This is a genomic window from Actinoplanes ianthinogenes (assembly GCF_018324205.1).
In the GTDB taxonomy this organism is placed as follows: Bacteria; Actinomycetota; Actinomycetes; order Mycobacteriales; family Micromonosporaceae; genus Actinoplanes; species Actinoplanes ianthinogenes.
Genome location: NZ_AP023356.1, coordinates 1,082,396 through 1,097,272, shown reverse-complemented (window position 1 = coordinate 1,097,272; position 14,877 = coordinate 1,082,396). Strand labels below are relative to the sequence as shown.

The window sequence follows — 14,877 nt, the reverse complement described above, 5'->3', positions numbered from 1 at the left end:
AGCCCACTTAGGCGGAGTCAGGGTTGCCCCTGAGTGATAGCGATGTCCGCGATCGGCTCGCGGTCCGCTCCGGCTCGCGGTCCGGGCGATTTCCGGTACGGCGGCCGGCCCCGGATCGGCGGACGTCGTGACGTTTTGGTGACGGCGGTCGCTGGGCACCTGCGTCTACGGTGGAGTACCCGGCTCGCAGGAGGACGCATGTCCGCTCGGATCGCCTCTGTCCTGGTGTTGCTGCTGCTCGTGGGCTGTGGGGCACTGCCTCCGGCCGACGACGATCCGGTGACCACCCGGGCCACCCCGCGCGCCACCGGGTCCAGCGAGCTGGAGGGCACCGACACGCCCGAGGAGTTCGCCTCCGACATCAAGGCCGCCCAGCAGGTCGCCGAGCAGTACTGGTCGCGGGTGTTCAAGCGGTCCGGCAACCAGTTCGAGCCGGTCCGCGAGCTGATTCCGTACGAGGAGGAGGGCGAGGCGTCCTGCGGCGGCGACCCGCTGCCGTTGAACAACGCCGCCTACTGCTCCCGCGGCGACTTCATCGCCTACGACGTGAACTGGGCCTTCGGGGTGTTCCAGCAGATCGGCGACGCGTTCCTGTACTACCTGCTCGGCCACGAGTACGCGCACGGCATCCAGGCGCGGCTCGGCATCCAGAAGGAGTTCACCATCCAGCAGGAGCTCCAGGCCGACTGCATGGCCGGGGCCTTCATCGGCGACCAGGCGCGCGCCGGCCAGCTGCGGCTGGACAAGGGTGACACCGACGAGCTGGCCGAGGGCCTGAAATCGGTCGGTGACGCGCCGGGGCAGCCGTGGTTCGCCGAGGGATCGCACGGCTCGCCGGAGATGCGGATCAACGCGTTCGCCAACGGATACCGGGACGGGCTGAAGTCCTGTGACCTGTGAGACATCGGGTCGGCCCGGGGCACGGCGGCGACGCAGAATGGGCGCTCGCCGACTGTGAAACGGGGAGATTCTGCTGAGCGCGACACCACCCGCCGCGGTGCTTTTTGACATGGACGGAACGCTGGTCGACAGCGAGAAACTCTGGGGCACCGCGCTCGAGGACCTCGCGATCCGCGCCGGCGGGCAGCTGTCCACCCGGGCCCGTCTGGCCATGGTCGGCACCAGCATGCCGGTCAGCATGGCGATCTTCCGCGAGGACATGGGCCAGCCGGACCGGCCCTACCGGTCTGACGTCGCCTGGCTCACCGACCGGGTCGCCGAGCTGTTCGCCGACGGCCTGGACTGGCGGCCGGGCGCACGGGAGCTGCTGCACGAGGTGCGCGCCGCCGGCGTGCCCACGGCGCTGGTCACCTCGACCGAGCGGCGGCTCGCCGAGGTCGCGCTCAAGACCCTCGGCGCGGAGAACTTCGACGTGCTGATCTGCGGTGACGAGGTGGCCCGGCCGAAACCGGACCCCGAGCCCTACCTGACCGCGGCCGGCCTGCTCGGCGTGCCGATCGGCGCCTGTGTCGCGATCGAGGACTCGCCGAGCGGCGTGGCGAGCGCGGTGGCGGCCGGCGCGACGGTCCTCGCGGTGCCCTCTGACGTCACTCTGCCGTCAACTGACGGCATCCACCTCAGATCGTCGCTGTCCGGGGTGGACCTGGAGTTTCTGGCCGCTTTGCGCTGACAACCCCGATTTCGGTACGACGAAGGGCGCGCCCGTGGGTGCGCCCTTTTGGCTGCGCCTCTACTGCGCTGACGCTCGATGACGGTTACGTGACATCAGGAGGGGCTTGCGTGACGTCATTGGTGACGTCATGATGGAGTCATGGACCTGACGCCGTACCTCGAAGGGTTGCGCTCCGACCTCGCGGCCGTGGCCGCGCCGGGCGGCCCGGACACCGCCCGCGCCGCGGAGCTCTTGAGCAACTCACTGGAACCGTCCGCGCGGCTGGCGCTGCTCGAAGCGCTCTCCGACGCCGCCGCGGAGATCACCACCCGGCTCACCGACGCCACCGTGGAAGTGCGCCTGCGAGGCCGGGAAGCCGACCTGGTGGTGACCCAGCTCGCCGCCGCGGAGCCGTCGGTGGCCGTCCCGCCGCCGGTCGCGCCGGTCGACGGGGGAGACCTGGCCCGGCTGACGCTGCGGATGCCGGAGGCCCTCAAGACGCAGGTCGAGCAGACCGCCGCGGCGGAGGGCGTCTCGGTCAACGCCTGGCTGGTGCGGGCGGTCTCGACAGCGGTCAATCAGCGGCCGGGGAGTGCGCCACCGCCCGCGTTCGGCGGAGCGATGTCTGCGAAGCGCGTCACCGGCTACTTCCAAGCCTGATCCGTTCTGAGGAGAAATCTCATGATGTATGAGTTCGATCATCTCCAGCCCGTCACCGTCGCGTTGCGAGCCATGGCCGGCAGCGTGGAGATCGACGCGGGAGACCACGAGACCGTCCGGGTCGAGGTCGTGCCGTTCACCGACAGCCCGGCATCCCAGCAGGCCGCCGAGAACACCCGGGTCGTCCTGGACGGCGACACCCTGTCGGTCACCGTCCCGCACGCGGAGCGCTGGCGGTGGCGCCGCACCCCGGCCCTGCGGATCAGCATCCAGGTTCCGGCCGGCAGCACGCTGACCGGGGAGAGCGCCGCGGCCGACGTGCGGGCCACCGGCAGCTACCGGGATGTCAGCCTGCGGCTGGCCTCCGCCGACGCTCACATCGCCGAGCTCGCCGGCAACGTGCGGATGACCGGCGCCAGCGGCGACCTGTCGGTCGGCCGGGTGGGCGGCTCGGCGTCGCTGAAGACGGCGTCCGGCCGGATCAACGTCGGTGACGTCACGGGTGACGTCACGGTGAGCACGGCAAGTGGGGACATCGAGGTCGGCAGCGGGGGCGGTTCGCTGAACGCGGGCACGGCCAGCGGACGGGTCACGGTCGGTTTGCTGTCGCAGGGCAAGGCCCGCATCCGTACGGCCTCCGGTGACGTCACGGTCGGCGTCGCCCCGGGCACCGGCGTCTGGCTCGACCTGAACAGCGTCGGCGGGCACAGCGTCACGGATCTGGCCTCGCACGGCGCGGAGGCGCCGCCGTCGACGGGTCCCGGCCTCGATCTGCGGGTCCGCACGGCCAGCGGTGACATCCGCATCCACCGCGCCACCGACCGGATCGCCGCCTGATGTCCGTTCTGGCCGCTCGTCACCTGTTGCCCAGCCTCTCGCGCCCGTTCCTGCCCTGCGCCGCACCCGCGTTCCCGCTGCCGGGTACGCCCCGGCGGTTCCCGGCCCGCCCGCCGCCGCGCGTCCCGGCGGACGGCGGCCGCCCAACCTGACCAACAGCGTCCAGCACCAGCCGCGTGGCCGGCTGGTGCTGGACGCTGTTGCCCGTCCCACCCGCCGGCGCGCGAATCCCAACCGGAGCCGCCTCGTCCTACCTGTCGCTGGGCCATTTCCGTCACCGCCGTTCACGCCCTTGACCAGCGGGTCGGTGGCGGCCGTGGGGTCCGTCTGAACTCCGGTGATGCTGGGGGCCGCCTGGTCGGGTCTGTCGCCGGTGTGTGACCTGGCCGCCGTTCCCTTTATTGCCGTTCGCGGCTGTGACCAGTGGGTCGGTGGGGGCCGTTGGTGGGGTCCGGGGTGGGTTCCGGTGCTGCTGGGGGCGCCGGGTTGGGCTTGTCGCCGGTGTGTGACCTGGCCGTCGTTTCGTTTATTGCCGTTCGCGGCTGTGACCAGTGGGTCGGTGGGGGCCGTTGGTGGGGTCCGGGGTGGGTTCCGGTGCTGCTGGGGGCGCCTGGTCGGGTCTGTCGCCGGTGTGCGACCCCGCCGTTATTTCTTCATCGCCGTTCACGCCTTTGGCCAGCAGGCCCATGGCGTCCAGCGGCGTGGTGTCCGGGTCGGTGCCGGAGCCTTCTCGTCGGGTCTGTCGCCGGCAAGGGCCTCGCGAAGCCATTGCTGTCACTGCCGTTCACGCTCTGACCAGCGGCCAACGACACCCCATGGCGTGATGCCTTGGTCGGTAGCGGTGACCCGCCGGGCGACCACACCGCAGCTTGTGAGGCGGCCAGGCGGCCGGCGGTGGCCGTGATGTTGCCGTTGACGGTGGGCCTATCCGGGGAGGGGCCGGGCCCGGCCGGCGGGTTGGCTTGCGCCGGGGTTCGGATGCGGAATGGGTCCGGGTTGTGGGGCGTGGTGGGGTGGTCAGGTGCGGTCGACCGGCCGTTGTTGGTGGGGACAGTCGCCGGTTCGGGTGGGGAATGGGTCAGGGTTGTCGGGTCGGCTGTGGGGCGTGGTGGGGTGGTCAGGTGCGGTTGACCTGGCCGTTCTCGCAGGTGGGGACGGTCGTCGGTTCGGGTGGGGAATGGGTCAGGGTTGTCGGGTCGGCTGTGGGGCGTGGTGGGGTGGTCAGGTGCGGTTGACCTGGCCGTTCTCGCAGGTGGGGACGGTCGTCGGTTCGGGTGGGGAATGGGTCAGGGTTGTCGGGTCGGCTGTGGGGCGTGGTGGGGTGGTCAGGTGCGGTTGACCTGGCCGTTCTCGCAGGTGGGGACGGTCGTCGGTTCGGGTGGGGAATGGGTCAGGGCTGTCGCGTCGGTTGTGGGGCGCGGTGGGGTGGTCAGGTGCCGGGTTTGACCAGGCCGATCTCGTAGGCGAGGACAACCGCCTGGGTGCGGTCGCGGAGGCGGAGCTTGGCGAGCATGTGGCCGACGTGGGTTTTGACCGTGGTCTCGCTGACCTGGAGGGCCTCGGCGATCTCGGCGTTGGTGTGGCCGCGGGCCACGTGGATCAGCACCTCGCGTTCGCGGCCGGTCAGGGCGCGCAGGTCGGTGGGGACCGGTCTGCTGTCCGAGGCGGGCAGTGCGGCGGCGAAGCGGGGGAGCACCCGGGCCAGCACCCGCGGGGTGATCACGGCGCCGCCGGCGGCGACGGCTCGGATCGCGGTGAAGAGTTCCTCCTGGGGGGCGTCCTTGCACAGGTAGCCGGTGGCGCCCGCGCCGATCGTCGCGACCAGCTGCTCGTCGCTGTCGTGCGCGGTGAGGATCAGCACCCGGACCGGCAACCGTGCCGCGACGACCGCGCGGGCCACCGCGGCGCCGTCCATCCTGGGCAGGGCCGCGTCGGTGACCAGCACATCCGGCAGCAGGCGCCGGGCCAGCGCGACGGCTTCGGCGCCGTCGCCGGTCTCGCCCGCGACGACGAGCTCGGGACCGCCGTGGGTGCCCGCCTCGGCGAGGACCGCGCGCAGCCCGGATCGTTGCAGGGCCGAGGCGTCGGCGAGCAGCAACCGGATCGGTTTCACCACGTCAGGCACCGCCCTCGCCGCGGGCGTGTCCGGGAGGCGGGCCGATGTGCCGGATGGACCGGCCCGGTGGCGGCCAGGTGGGCGTCGGACTGGAGGGGTGGTCAGGCAACGAGGTCGTCCTGGTGGGTGGTGGCCAGGCGGTCGGGCTCGGAGTCGGCGGGCAGGCCGGCGGCCGGGGACTCCGGGAACGGGGGTGGGGTGCCGCCGAACTCGGGGCAGAGGGCCTGGTGGTTGCACCAGCCGCAGAGGCGGCTCGGCTTCGGGCGGAACTCGCGGTCGCGCTTGGCTCGCTCGACGGCCTGGGAGAGGGCGACCAGGGTGCGCTCGAAGCGCTCCAGCTCGGCGGCCTCCGGGCTGTAGTCGAGGACCTCGGCGTCTTTCAGATAGAGCAGGCGCAGGACGCGGGGGACGACGCCGCGGGTGCGCCAGAGGACCAGGGCGTAGAACTTCAGCTGGAACAGGGCGCGGCCCTCGAAGGCCTCGCGCGGGGCGCCGCCGGTCTTGTAGTCGACGACGCGCAGGTCGCCGGCCGGGGAGACGTCGAGACGGTCGATGTAGCCGCGGATCAGCAGCTCGTCGTCGATCATCGTGGAGATCAGGGTCTCCCGCTCGGCGGGCTCCAGGCGCTGCGGGTCCTCGACCGCGAAGTAACCACCGAGCAGGTCGCGGGCGCTGCCCAGGAAGGCGGCCAGCCGGGCGGCCTCGGCGGCGCCGGCCGGGGCGTCGATCAGGGCGATCTGGCCCATCGCGTCGGCCTCCGCGGCCACCGCCGCCGGATCCCGGACAGCGTCAGTGGCGTGTCCCACACCGGCCGCGCCGGAGGAGGCCCCGGTTGCGGGTGCCGGGCCAGCGGTCGTGGTGCCGGAGGGGACCGCGGCCGCGGGCGCGGCGTCGGAGAGTGCCGGGCCGGAGGCGGACGACGTGGACTCCGGCGAGGCGAGTGCGGGGGCGCCGGTCGCGGTGTCGGAAGGGGCCGGGCCGGAGGCGGACGGCGTGGACTCCGGCGAGGCGAGTGCGGGGGTGGGGGCGTCGGAGGCGGTGCCGGAAGGGGCCGGGCTGGAGGCGGACGGCGTGGACTCCGGCGAGATGGGCGCGGCGTCGGAAGGGGCCGGGGTGGCGACGCCGGGTGTGGCGGGCGGCGCTGAGGGCGTACCGAAAATGGCTGGCCCTGGGGAAAGCGGACCGGAAGCGGCGGGCGTGGGGGAGCGCGGTCCGGGGTCGGCGGCGAACAGGGAGGCCAGGGCCGGCTCGTGGCTGACCAGGCGCTCCCACTCCGGGGTGACCAGGGCGGCCGCGGCCTCCGGAGTGCGCTCGGCGGCGGGCAGGTCGAACAGGCGCTCCAGCACGGCGTGCACCAGGGTGCCGCGGACCTGGTCGGCGGAGGGCTGCTCGGGCAGCTTGTCGATGGTGCGGAAGCGGAACAGCAGCGGACAGGTCTTGAAGTCGGCCGCGCGCGACGGGGACAGTGACGGACCGGACGGCCGGTCGGCCAGGCCCGGACGGCCGGCGGACGTCGCGGGGGAGGCCGGACCGCCAGGGCGGGGCTGCGGGGGCGGGAACACCGTCTGTGCCGTCATGCCAGCCAGGCTAGGGCAGAGGTACGACGAAATCCGCACGACACCGCCTGCCGTGTGGATCACGCGGGCGGCCGGTGATCCGCAAGGAATCGGGTTGGTCCGTAGCATCAAGCGCATGGAGGAGAGCGCGACCCGCAATCCGCCGGCACCGGCTGGTGGCCGGCCGGTGGGGCAGGTGCTGGGCATCCCGGTGCATGCGAACGCCTCGATGTTGCTGCTGGCGATCCTGGTCACCGTGGTCTACGGCAACTATGCCCGGGCCGAGCTGGGTCTCGAGCAGCCATGGGCCTACCTGGTCGGCCTCGGTTTCGTGATCTGCCTGCTCGGCTCGGTGCTGCTGCACGAGCTCGGGCACGCGCTGACCGCCCGGCACCACGGGATCGGCGTGCGCCGGATCACTCTCGAGTTGCTCAGCGGCTGGACCGAGATGGATCGCGAGGCGCCCACCCCACGGGTCGACGCCCTGGTCTCGCTGGCCGGGCCGGCCGTCTCGCTGGTGCTCGGCGGGGTGACCACCGCGGCCGCGTTCGCCCTGCCGGAGGACACCGTGCCCGGGCAGATCGCGTTCCAGCTGGCGGTCAGCAACGTGCTGGTCGCGATCTTCAACGTGCTGCCCGGCCTGCCGCTGGACGGTGGCCGGGCGCTGCGCGCGGCCATGTGGGCGATGCTCAAGGACCGCAACCGGGCGACCGTGCTCGCCGGTTACGCCGGGCGGGCGCTGGCCTTCGGGACCGCCGTGACGGTGCTGGTGCTGTTCCAGTTCGGGCTGCTCACCGTGTTCGGGATGCTGTTCGTGCTGCTGGTCACGATGACCCTGTGGCACGGTGCCGGCCAGTCGATCCGGCTGGGGCGGATGACCGGCCGGTTCCCCCTGATCGACCTGGGTGCGCTGGCCCGCCCGCTGCTGTCGGTGCCGTCCGGCACGCCGCTCGGCGAGGCGCAGCGCCGCCGCGCCGAGGACCCGCGACCGGACGTGGTGCTCGGCGTCACCGACTCGGCGGGTAGCCTCACCGCTCTGGTCGATCCGGTCGCCGCCGAGCGCGTGCCGGTCGACCGGCGGCCCTGGGTGAGCGTGGAGAGCGTTTCCCGGTCCCGTGACGCGCTGACCAGCCTGCCGGTGGGACTCACCGGTGAGCAGGTGGTCCGGGCGTTGCAGGCCCACCCGGGTGCGCAGTACCTGGTGACCGCAGGCGAGGATGTCGTAGGCGTCCTGCGGGTCGCCGACGTCGCGGCGGTCCTCGAGCCGCGGCGGGCGCAACGCACCTGATACCGGAGAGAGAGTTCGTGACCACGACCCCCGTCACCGCCGCCGACGAGCAAGTGCCAGCCCACCGGGGCCCGTTCCGCCCGGGTGACCGGGTGCAGCTGACCGACCCCAAGGGCCGGATGCACACGATCGTTCTGGAGCCCGGCAAGGCGTTCCACACCCACCGCGGCGCGCTGGAGCACGATGCGCTCATCGGCCTTCCGGACGGCAGCGTGATCACCGCCACCAGCGGCACGCAGTACCTGGCACTGCGCCCGCTGCTCAGCGACTACGTGCTCTCCATGCCGCGCGGCGCGCAGGTGATCTATCCGAAGGACGCGGCGCAGATCGTGGCGATGGGCGACGTGTTCCCCGGCGCCCGGGTGCTGGAGGCGGGCGCCGGTTCCGGCGCGCTGACCTGCTCGCTGCTGCGCGCCGTCGGCGAGACCGGCGAGGTGCACAGCTACGAGCTGCGGCCGGACTTCGCGGCGATCGCCCGCAAGAACGTGGAGGCGTTCTTCGGTGGCCCGCACCCGGCCTGGCACCTGCACGAGGGTGACGTCGCGGACAACGAGATCGGTGGTTTCGACCGGATCGTGCTGGACATGCTGACCCCGTGGGAGGCACTCGACATGGTCGAGCGGTCGCTGATCCCGGGCGGCGTGTTCATCGGCTACGTGGCGACCACCCCGCAGCTGTCCGAGCTGGTCGAGGCGCTGCGCGAGCGGGGCGGCTGGACCGAGCCGCGGGCCTGGGAGTCGCTGATCCGCGACTGGCACGCCGACGGCCTGGCGGTCCGCCCGGACCACCGGATGATCGCGCACACCGCGTTCCTGGTGTCGTCGCGCAAGCTGGCGCCCGGCGTGACCGCGCCGCCGCGCCGGCGCAAGCCGAGCAAGGGCGCCGAGGCGTACGCGGCGCGCAAGGCCGCCCGGGAGGCGCTGCACGCGCAGCACGCGGAGCAGGACGCCACCACCGGGGAGTGACCGAGCCCGTCGAGTCCGGTAGTTTCCGGTAGGGCGTCGATAGGAGGACAAGGAGTGGGCGCGATGAGTTCTCCGCCGTTCGGCGGCAGCAACGAGATGCCGGCGGTGTTCCCGGACTGGTCGCCCTACCCGGACCTGGACTCGGCGGCCCGCGCCTACCTGCGTGACCCCGAGGTGGCCCTGGAGGCGCTGTTCGGCGTGCTCCGCGGCGCCTCGGTGCTCTGCTTCACCCTGGAGCGTTTCGTCAACGAGGTGAACGGCGTCTGGCAGGAGGTCGTCGTCTGCGACGGCAGCCGCCTGGTGCTCTGGCACGGCGAGGACGTGGCGCCCGGCGACGGCCCGGCCGGCTCGATGACCTCGTCGCTGCGGGTGGTGCCGCTCTCCACGATCACCGAGGTGGGCTGCCGGCGGCGGCTCACCCGGACCTCCACCGGGCAGGCCCGGGTCGACAGCATCGACGTCTACCTGCTGCTCAGCTCGGTCGACGACGCGGTGCCGCCGCCCGGGCTGGCCGAGGAGGAGGGGCGGGCGCCGATGCGCCACGACGCCCTGCGGTTCGGCAAGACCCTCGACGACGGCGGACCCGGGCAGATCGCCCGTCTGGAGGAGTTCTCCCGGGTCGTCGCGTCGCTGGTCGGCCGGCCGACCCTCTAGGCGGCTTCCGGGCCGGCCACTTCCACGTCGTCCGCCGCGCGGACGACGTGGATGCAGTCGCCGGGGCACTCCTTCGCGGAGTCGATGACTTCGAGGACCAAATTTTTCGGTACGAAGGTGCGTATGCCCGGATTTTGGAGCAACTCGCCCGAATCATCCTTGACGTATGCCAAGCCGTCGATGTCCAGTTCGAAGACTTCCGGAGCGTATTGGACGCAGAGTCCGTCACCGGTGCACAAGTCCTGATCGATCCAGACCTGCAGCTCATCAGTGTCTGCTGACACTCCTACCTCCCACAACTGGTTGGGCCCGACGGTACCCGAACCCTGACCGACCGGCTCATCGGCGGCGGCACCAATCGATCAAGACTCAGTGACGAGGGTGTTGCATGGGATGAAAACTGCTCCGCAACAGCTAGTGTTGGTTCAAGACGTTCGAGCCCCCGGGGAGGTGGGACGTGGCACGTAGCGACGAAGCGGACTCCCGCGCCGCACGATGGGAGAAAGAGGCCAACGATCTCTCCAGCCAGGTCGCGTTCCTGCAAGAGGAACTCGCTCTGGTTCGGCGGAAGTTGACCGAGAGCCCCCGACACGTCCGGCAGCTTGAGGAACGGCTCGCGGCAACGCAGGCGCAGCTGGCCCGAGTGACCGAGAACAACGAGCGGCTCGTGGCGACCCTGAAGGAAGCCCGAGCTCAGATCGTCACTCTCAAGGAAGAGATTGACCGGCTCGCCCAGCCGCCCAGCGGCTATGGCGTTTTCCTGTCGGCACACGAGGACGGCACGGTGGACGTGTTCACCGGAGGCCGCAAGCTGCGGGTGGCGGTCTCGCCGTCGCTCGCGGTGGACGAGCTCCAGCGGGGCCAGGAGGTCCTGCTGAACGACGCGCTCAACGTCGTCGACGCGTTCGGTTTCGAGCGCACCGGCGAGGTGGTCCTGCTCAAGGAGGTCCTGGACAACCCGTCCGGCGGCCCCAGCGACCGGGCCCTGGTGGTCTCCCACGCCGACGAGGAGCGCATCGTGTTCCTCGCCGACTCGCTGGAGATCACGAAGTTGCGCGCCGGCGACTCGCTCATGATCGAGCCCCGTTCGGCGTACGCGTACGAGCGGATCCCGAAGAGCGAGGTCGAGGAACTCGTCCTGGAGGAGGTCCCCGACGTCGACTACACCGACATCGGTGGCCTGCACTCGCAGATCGAGCAGATCCGCGACGCGGTGGAGCTGCCGTTCCTGCACGCCGACCTGTTCCGGGAGCACCAGCTGCGCCCGCCGAAGGGCATCCTGCTCTACGGCCCGCCCGGCTGTGGCAAGACCCTGATCGCCAAGGCGGTGGCCAACTCGCTGGCCAAGAAGATCGCCGAGCGCCGTGGCGAGGAGAAGCACACCAGCTACTTCCTCAACATCAAGGGTCCGGAGCTGCTGAACAAGTACGTGGGTGAGACCGAGCGGCACATCCGCCTGGTCTTCCAGCGGGCCCGGGAGAAGGCCGGCGAGGGCACCCCGGTGATCGTGTTCTTCGACGAGATGGACTCGATCTTCCGGACCCGCGGTTCCGGTGTCTCCTCCGACGTGGAGAACACGATCGTTCCCCAGCTGCTCAGCGAGATCGACGGCGTCGAGGGCCTGGAGAACGTGATCGTCATCGGCGCGTCGAACCGGGAAGACATGATCGACCCGGCGATCCTGCGCCCCGGCCGTCTCGATGTGAAGATCAAGATCGAGCGTCCGGACGCCGAGGCGGCGAAGGACATCTTCGCCAAGTACATCCTCTCCGACCTGCCGCTCTCCGAGGACGACCTCGGCGAGCACGGCGGTAACCGCGATGCCACGGTCGCCGCGATGATCGAGGCGGTCGTGCTGCGGATGTACACGGAGTCCGAGGAGAACCGCTTCCTCGAGGTCACCTACGCCAACGGTGACAAGGAAGTCCTGTACTTCAAGGACTTCAACTCCGGCGCGATGATCCAGAACATCGTCGACCGCGGCAAGAAGATGGCGATCAAGGAGTTCCTCACCTCCGGGACGAAGGGCCTGCGACTCCAGCACCTGCTGGACAGCTGCGTCGACGAGTTCCGGGAGAACGAGGACCTGCCGAACACCACCAACCCGGACGACTGGGCCCGGATCTCCGGCAAGAAGGGCGAGCGGATCGTCTACATCCGCACGCTCGTCTCCGGCGGCAAGGGCGCGGAGGCCGGCCGGTCCATCGAGACCGCGACCAACACCGGTCAGTACCTGTAAGGGCATCTGAGACGAGGGTGGCGGGGTTTCCCCGTCACCCTCGCGCTCGTTGCACCCGGTGTGATCCGATCCCGTCTGACCTGGCTCGACGCGCTCCGCGGATACGCCGCCGCGGTGGTCGCCCTCTTCCACCTCAGCCCGCAGGTGATCGGCCTGGACCGGCACATGGCGATCTACCGGCACTTCGACTTCGGCCGGTACGGCGTCCTGCTCTTCTTCCTGGTCAGCGGATACGTCATCCCGATGTCGCTGGAACGGCACGGCTCGCTGCGCCGGTTCTGGATCGGCCGGGTCTTCCGGATCTACCCGGCGTACCTGCTGGCCATCGTGCTCGGCCTGGCCCTCGCGGCGGCCGGCTGGCAGCGGCTGCACCGCACCCTGTACACCGACACGGCGGCGTCGGTGCTCGGGCACGCCACCATGCTCCAGGACCTGCTCGGGCTGCGCGGCGTGGTCCGTCCGTTCTGGACGCTCTCCTACGAGATGACCTTCTACCTGATCGTCGCCGGGTTGTTCGCCTGGCGGTGGCACCGGGCCAGCGCCTGGTGGGCCGGGGGACTGGCGCTGATCGCCCTGCTGGGCGGGCGTGGGCTGCCGGACGGGCTGTTCCCGGGCGCCCGGGTGACGGCGGGAGTGCTCACCGTCGTACTCATAAGCAGTTTGATCCTGTACTTGCGCGGCCGGGCACGGATCGCCGGGGTCGCGGGCCTGGCCATGATCCTGCTGCCGCTGCTCAACGGGCAGCCCACGAAGTGGGCGAGCGCCGGAAGTTCCAGCGGCGCCGTCCTGATGATCGCGGTGATGTTCGCCGGGACCGTGGTCCACCGCGCCCAGCACCGGCAGATCGACCGGCGCGCCGCGGCGGCCGCGCTGATCCTGGTCCTGGTTGCCGTCGGCGTCAACCAGTCGCTGCTCACCGGTTACGCCCCGCTGCGCGACTGCACCGTCGCGGCAGCGGTCGCCGGCACCTTCGCGATCGCCTTCCTGCTGCGCCACCGGGCCGTGCCGAGCTTCCTCACCTGGCTCGGTGTGGTCAGCTTTTCGGTCTACCTCTTGCACATGCCGGTGCTCGTCGTGGTCACACGACTACTGCCGGGACGGTCGCCGGTGATCGGCCCGGCCTTCGTCGCGGGCACCCTCGCGGTCGCCTGGATGGCCTACCACCTCGTCGAACGTCCCGGACAGCGGCTCGGCAGGCGAGTGGCCGACCGCCTCGACGCGCGGTTCGGCCCCGACACGCCGGTGATCGCCGCGACCACGGAAGGTGGCACACCGAGTACGGGCAGCTTCGGTATGCAACGTGAGAGCGTCTAGGCTCGATGCATGAGCAGGCGTAGCTTCGTGGCGGACAGGGTGGTCGCATGAGCGTTCGACGGATTATGGGAACCGAGGTCGAGTACGGCATCTCAGTGCCCGGTCAGCCCGGCGCCAACCCGATGGTCACGTCCTCCCAGGTGGTCAACGCCTACGGCGCCCGGCCCGAACTCAACCGGGGACAGCGGGCCCGCTGGGACTACGAGGAGGAGTCCCCGCTGCGCGACGCCCGCGGGTTCACCTACTCCGGCGCGGCCTACGACCCGGCCGAGGCGCTGGCCGACGAGGACCTGGGCCTGGCCAACGTGATACTGACCAACGGCGCCCGGCTCTACGTCGACCACGCGCACCCGGAGTACAGCACCCCCGAGTGCACCAACCCCCTCGACGTGGTCAAGTGGGACAAAGCCGGTGAGCGGGTGATGGCCGAGGCGTCCCGGCGGGCCGCCACCATCCCCGGCGCGCACCGCATCCAGCTGTACAAGAACAACACCGACAACAAGGGCGCGTCGTACGGCTCGCACGAGAACTACCTGATGCGCCGGCAGACCGCGTTCGCCGACATCGTCGCCCACCTCACCCCGTTCTTCGTCACCCGGCAGATTTTCTGCGGGGTCGGCCGGGTCGGGCTCGGCCAGGACGGCAGCGGCTCCGGGTTCCAGATCTCCTCGCGCGCCGACTTCTTCGAGGTCGAGGTCGGCCTGGAGACCACCCTCAAGCGGCCGATCATCAACACCCGGGACGAGCCGCACGCCGACGCGGACAAGTACCGCCGGCTCCACGTGATCATCGGCGACGCGAACCTCTCCGAGATCGCGTCGTACCTGAAGATGGGCACCACCGCGCTCGTCCTCAACATGATCGAGGAAAAGGTGTTCACCGGGGAACTGGGCATCGCCGACCCGGTGAGCGAGCTCAAGGCGGTCAGCCACGACCCCACCCTCAAACACCTGATGCGGCTGCGCGACGGCCGCCGGCTCACCGCCCTCGACCTGCAGTGGGCGTATTTCGAGCGGGCCAAGGCGTTCGTCGACGAGCGGTACGGCACCGACGTCGACGAGCAGACCACCGACGTGCTCAACCGCTGGGAGGACGTGCTCGACAAGCTCGGGCGCGACCCGATGCTCTGCTCCGACACCCTGGACTGGGTGGCCAAGCTGCGACTGCTGGAGGGGTACCGGGAGCGGGAGAGCCTCGGCTGGTCCTCGCCCAAGCTCCAGCTGGTCGACCTCCAGTACGCCGACGTCCGGCCGGAGAAGGGCCTTTACCACCGCCTGGTGGCGCGTGGGTCGATGAAGACCCTGCTCGACCCGGACGAGACGCAGCGCGCCATGTACGAGCCGCCGGAGGACACCCGGGCCTACTTCCGGGGCCGCTGCCTCGCGCAGTACGCCTCCGAAGTGGTCGCCGCCAGCTGGGACTCGGTGATCTTCGACGTCGGCCGGGAGTCCCTCGTGCGGGTGCCGATGATGGAACCGGAGCGCGGGACGAAGAAGCACGTCGGGGCCCTCTTCGACACCTGTGAGAGTGCCAAGGATCTGCTCGAGGTGATCACAAGCCGGTGATGTGTTTTGTCACAGGCGCGAGGTAGGTTTTTCGTACCCGATGTTGCAGGACTTCGGGTGGCTGAGAAGGG

The 14,877-nt window shown here is 70.9% G+C and carries 12 protein-coding genes and 2 pseudogenes; 10 read left to right on the top strand and 4 right to left on the bottom strand.

Annotation, left to right across the window (positions count from 1 at the left end):
• Window positions 1–198: 198 nt before the first annotated feature.
• The 4 genes from Aiant_RS05040 to Aiant_RS05025 all read left to right on the top strand — a co-directional run bounded on the left by Aiant_RS05040 (window position 199) and on the right by Aiant_RS05025 (window position 3,109).
• Window positions 199–900 carry a neutral zinc metallopeptidase gene (locus Aiant_RS05040; RefSeq protein ID WP_189331176.1) on the top strand — a complete coding sequence of 234 codons (702 nt, stop codon included), beginning with the start codon at window positions 199–201 and terminating at the stop codon, window positions 898–900.
• A gap of 97 nt (window positions 901–997) precedes the next feature.
• Complete coding sequence (locus Aiant_RS05035) at window positions 998–1,630, top strand: HAD family hydrolase (RefSeq protein ID WP_189331175.1); 633 nt, start codon at window positions 998–1,000, stop codon at window positions 1,628–1,630.
• A gap of 141 nt (window positions 1,631–1,771) precedes the next feature.
• Window positions 1,772–2,272 carry a toxin-antitoxin system HicB family antitoxin gene (locus Aiant_RS05030; RefSeq protein WP_189331174.1) on the top strand — a complete coding sequence of 167 codons (501 nt, stop codon included), beginning with the start codon at window positions 1,772–1,774 and terminating at the stop codon, window positions 2,270–2,272.
• Window positions 2,273–2,293: 21 nt separating this feature from the next.
• A complete protein-coding gene (locus Aiant_RS05025; protein WP_189331173.1) occupies window positions 2,294–3,109 on the top strand; it encodes a DUF4097 family beta strand repeat-containing protein in 816 nt (271 codons plus the stop codon).
• Between the two features lie 1,429 nt (window positions 3,110–4,538).
• Here Aiant_RS05025 and Aiant_RS05020 read toward each other — a convergent pair.
• The 3 genes and pseudogenes from Aiant_RS05020 to Aiant_RS45400 all read right to left on the bottom strand — a co-directional run.
• Window positions 4,539–5,234, bottom strand: a complete 696-nt coding sequence (locus Aiant_RS05020; RefSeq protein ID WP_189331172.1) for a LuxR C-terminal-related transcriptional regulator — start codon at window positions 5,232–5,234, stop codon at window positions 4,539–4,541.
• 92 nt (window positions 5,235–5,326) lie between these two features.
• Window positions 5,327–5,935, bottom strand: a pseudogene (locus Aiant_RS45405) (RecB family exonuclease); the annotation flags it as partial.
• Window positions 5,936–6,427: 492 nt separating this feature from the next.
• Window positions 6,428–6,802: pseudogene (locus Aiant_RS45400) on the bottom strand (RecB family exonuclease); the annotation flags it as partial.
• Window positions 6,803–6,917: 115 nt separating this feature from the next.
• Between Aiant_RS45400 and Aiant_RS05010 the strand changes: the two are divergent.
• The 3 genes from Aiant_RS05010 to Aiant_RS05000 all read left to right on the top strand — a co-directional run bounded on the left by Aiant_RS05010 (window position 6,918) and on the right by Aiant_RS05000 (window position 9,688).
• The gene (locus tag Aiant_RS05010) at window positions 6,918–8,069 is read left to right on the top strand and encodes a site-2 protease family protein (RefSeq protein ID WP_189331170.1); all 1,152 of its coding nucleotides are present in this window, start codon (window positions 6,918–6,920) and stop codon (window positions 8,067–8,069) included.
• A 17-nt stretch (window positions 8,070–8,086) separates the two neighbouring features.
• Window positions 8,087–9,034 (top strand): tRNA (adenine-N1)-methyltransferase, encoded by a 948-nt coding sequence (locus tag Aiant_RS05005; RefSeq protein WP_229830130.1) that lies wholly within the window; start codon window positions 8,087–8,089, stop codon window positions 9,032–9,034.
• Between the two features lie 63 nt (window positions 9,035–9,097).
• Window positions 9,098–9,688, top strand: coding sequence for a hypothetical protein (locus Aiant_RS05000; RefSeq protein ID WP_189331169.1), 591 nt, complete (start codon window positions 9,098–9,100; stop codon window positions 9,686–9,688).
• On the opposite strand, the gene Aiant_RS04995 is transcribed toward Aiant_RS05000, so the two are convergent.
• Window positions 9,685–9,972, bottom strand: coding sequence for a ferredoxin (locus tag Aiant_RS04995; protein ID WP_189331168.1), 288 nt, complete (start codon window positions 9,970–9,972; stop codon window positions 9,685–9,687). The two genes, Aiant_RS05000 and Aiant_RS04995, sit on opposite strands and share 4 nt — an antisense overlap.
• 173 nt (window positions 9,973–10,145) lie before the next feature.
• Here Aiant_RS04995 and arc point away from each other — a divergent pair, with 173 nt between their 5' ends.
• The 3 genes from arc to dop are packed head-to-tail and all read left to right on the top strand — an operon-like array spanning window position 10,146 to window position 14,806.
• Window positions 10,146–11,927: a proteasome ATPase gene (gene arc, locus Aiant_RS04990; RefSeq protein ID WP_189331167.1), complete on the top strand. Its 1,782-nt coding sequence runs from the start codon at window positions 10,146–10,148 to the stop codon at window positions 11,925–11,927.
• A gap of 60 nt (window positions 11,928–11,987) precedes the next feature.
• Complete coding sequence (locus tag Aiant_RS04985; protein WP_189331166.1) at window positions 11,988–13,241, top strand: acyltransferase family protein; 1,254 nt, start codon at window positions 11,988–11,990, stop codon at window positions 13,239–13,241.
• Between the two features lie 47 nt (window positions 13,242–13,288).
• Window positions 13,289–14,806 (top strand): depupylase/deamidase Dop, encoded by a 1,518-nt coding sequence (gene dop, locus Aiant_RS04980; RefSeq protein WP_342358070.1) that lies wholly within the window; start codon window positions 13,289–13,291, stop codon window positions 14,804–14,806.
• Window positions 14,807–14,877 lie beyond the last annotated feature (71 nt).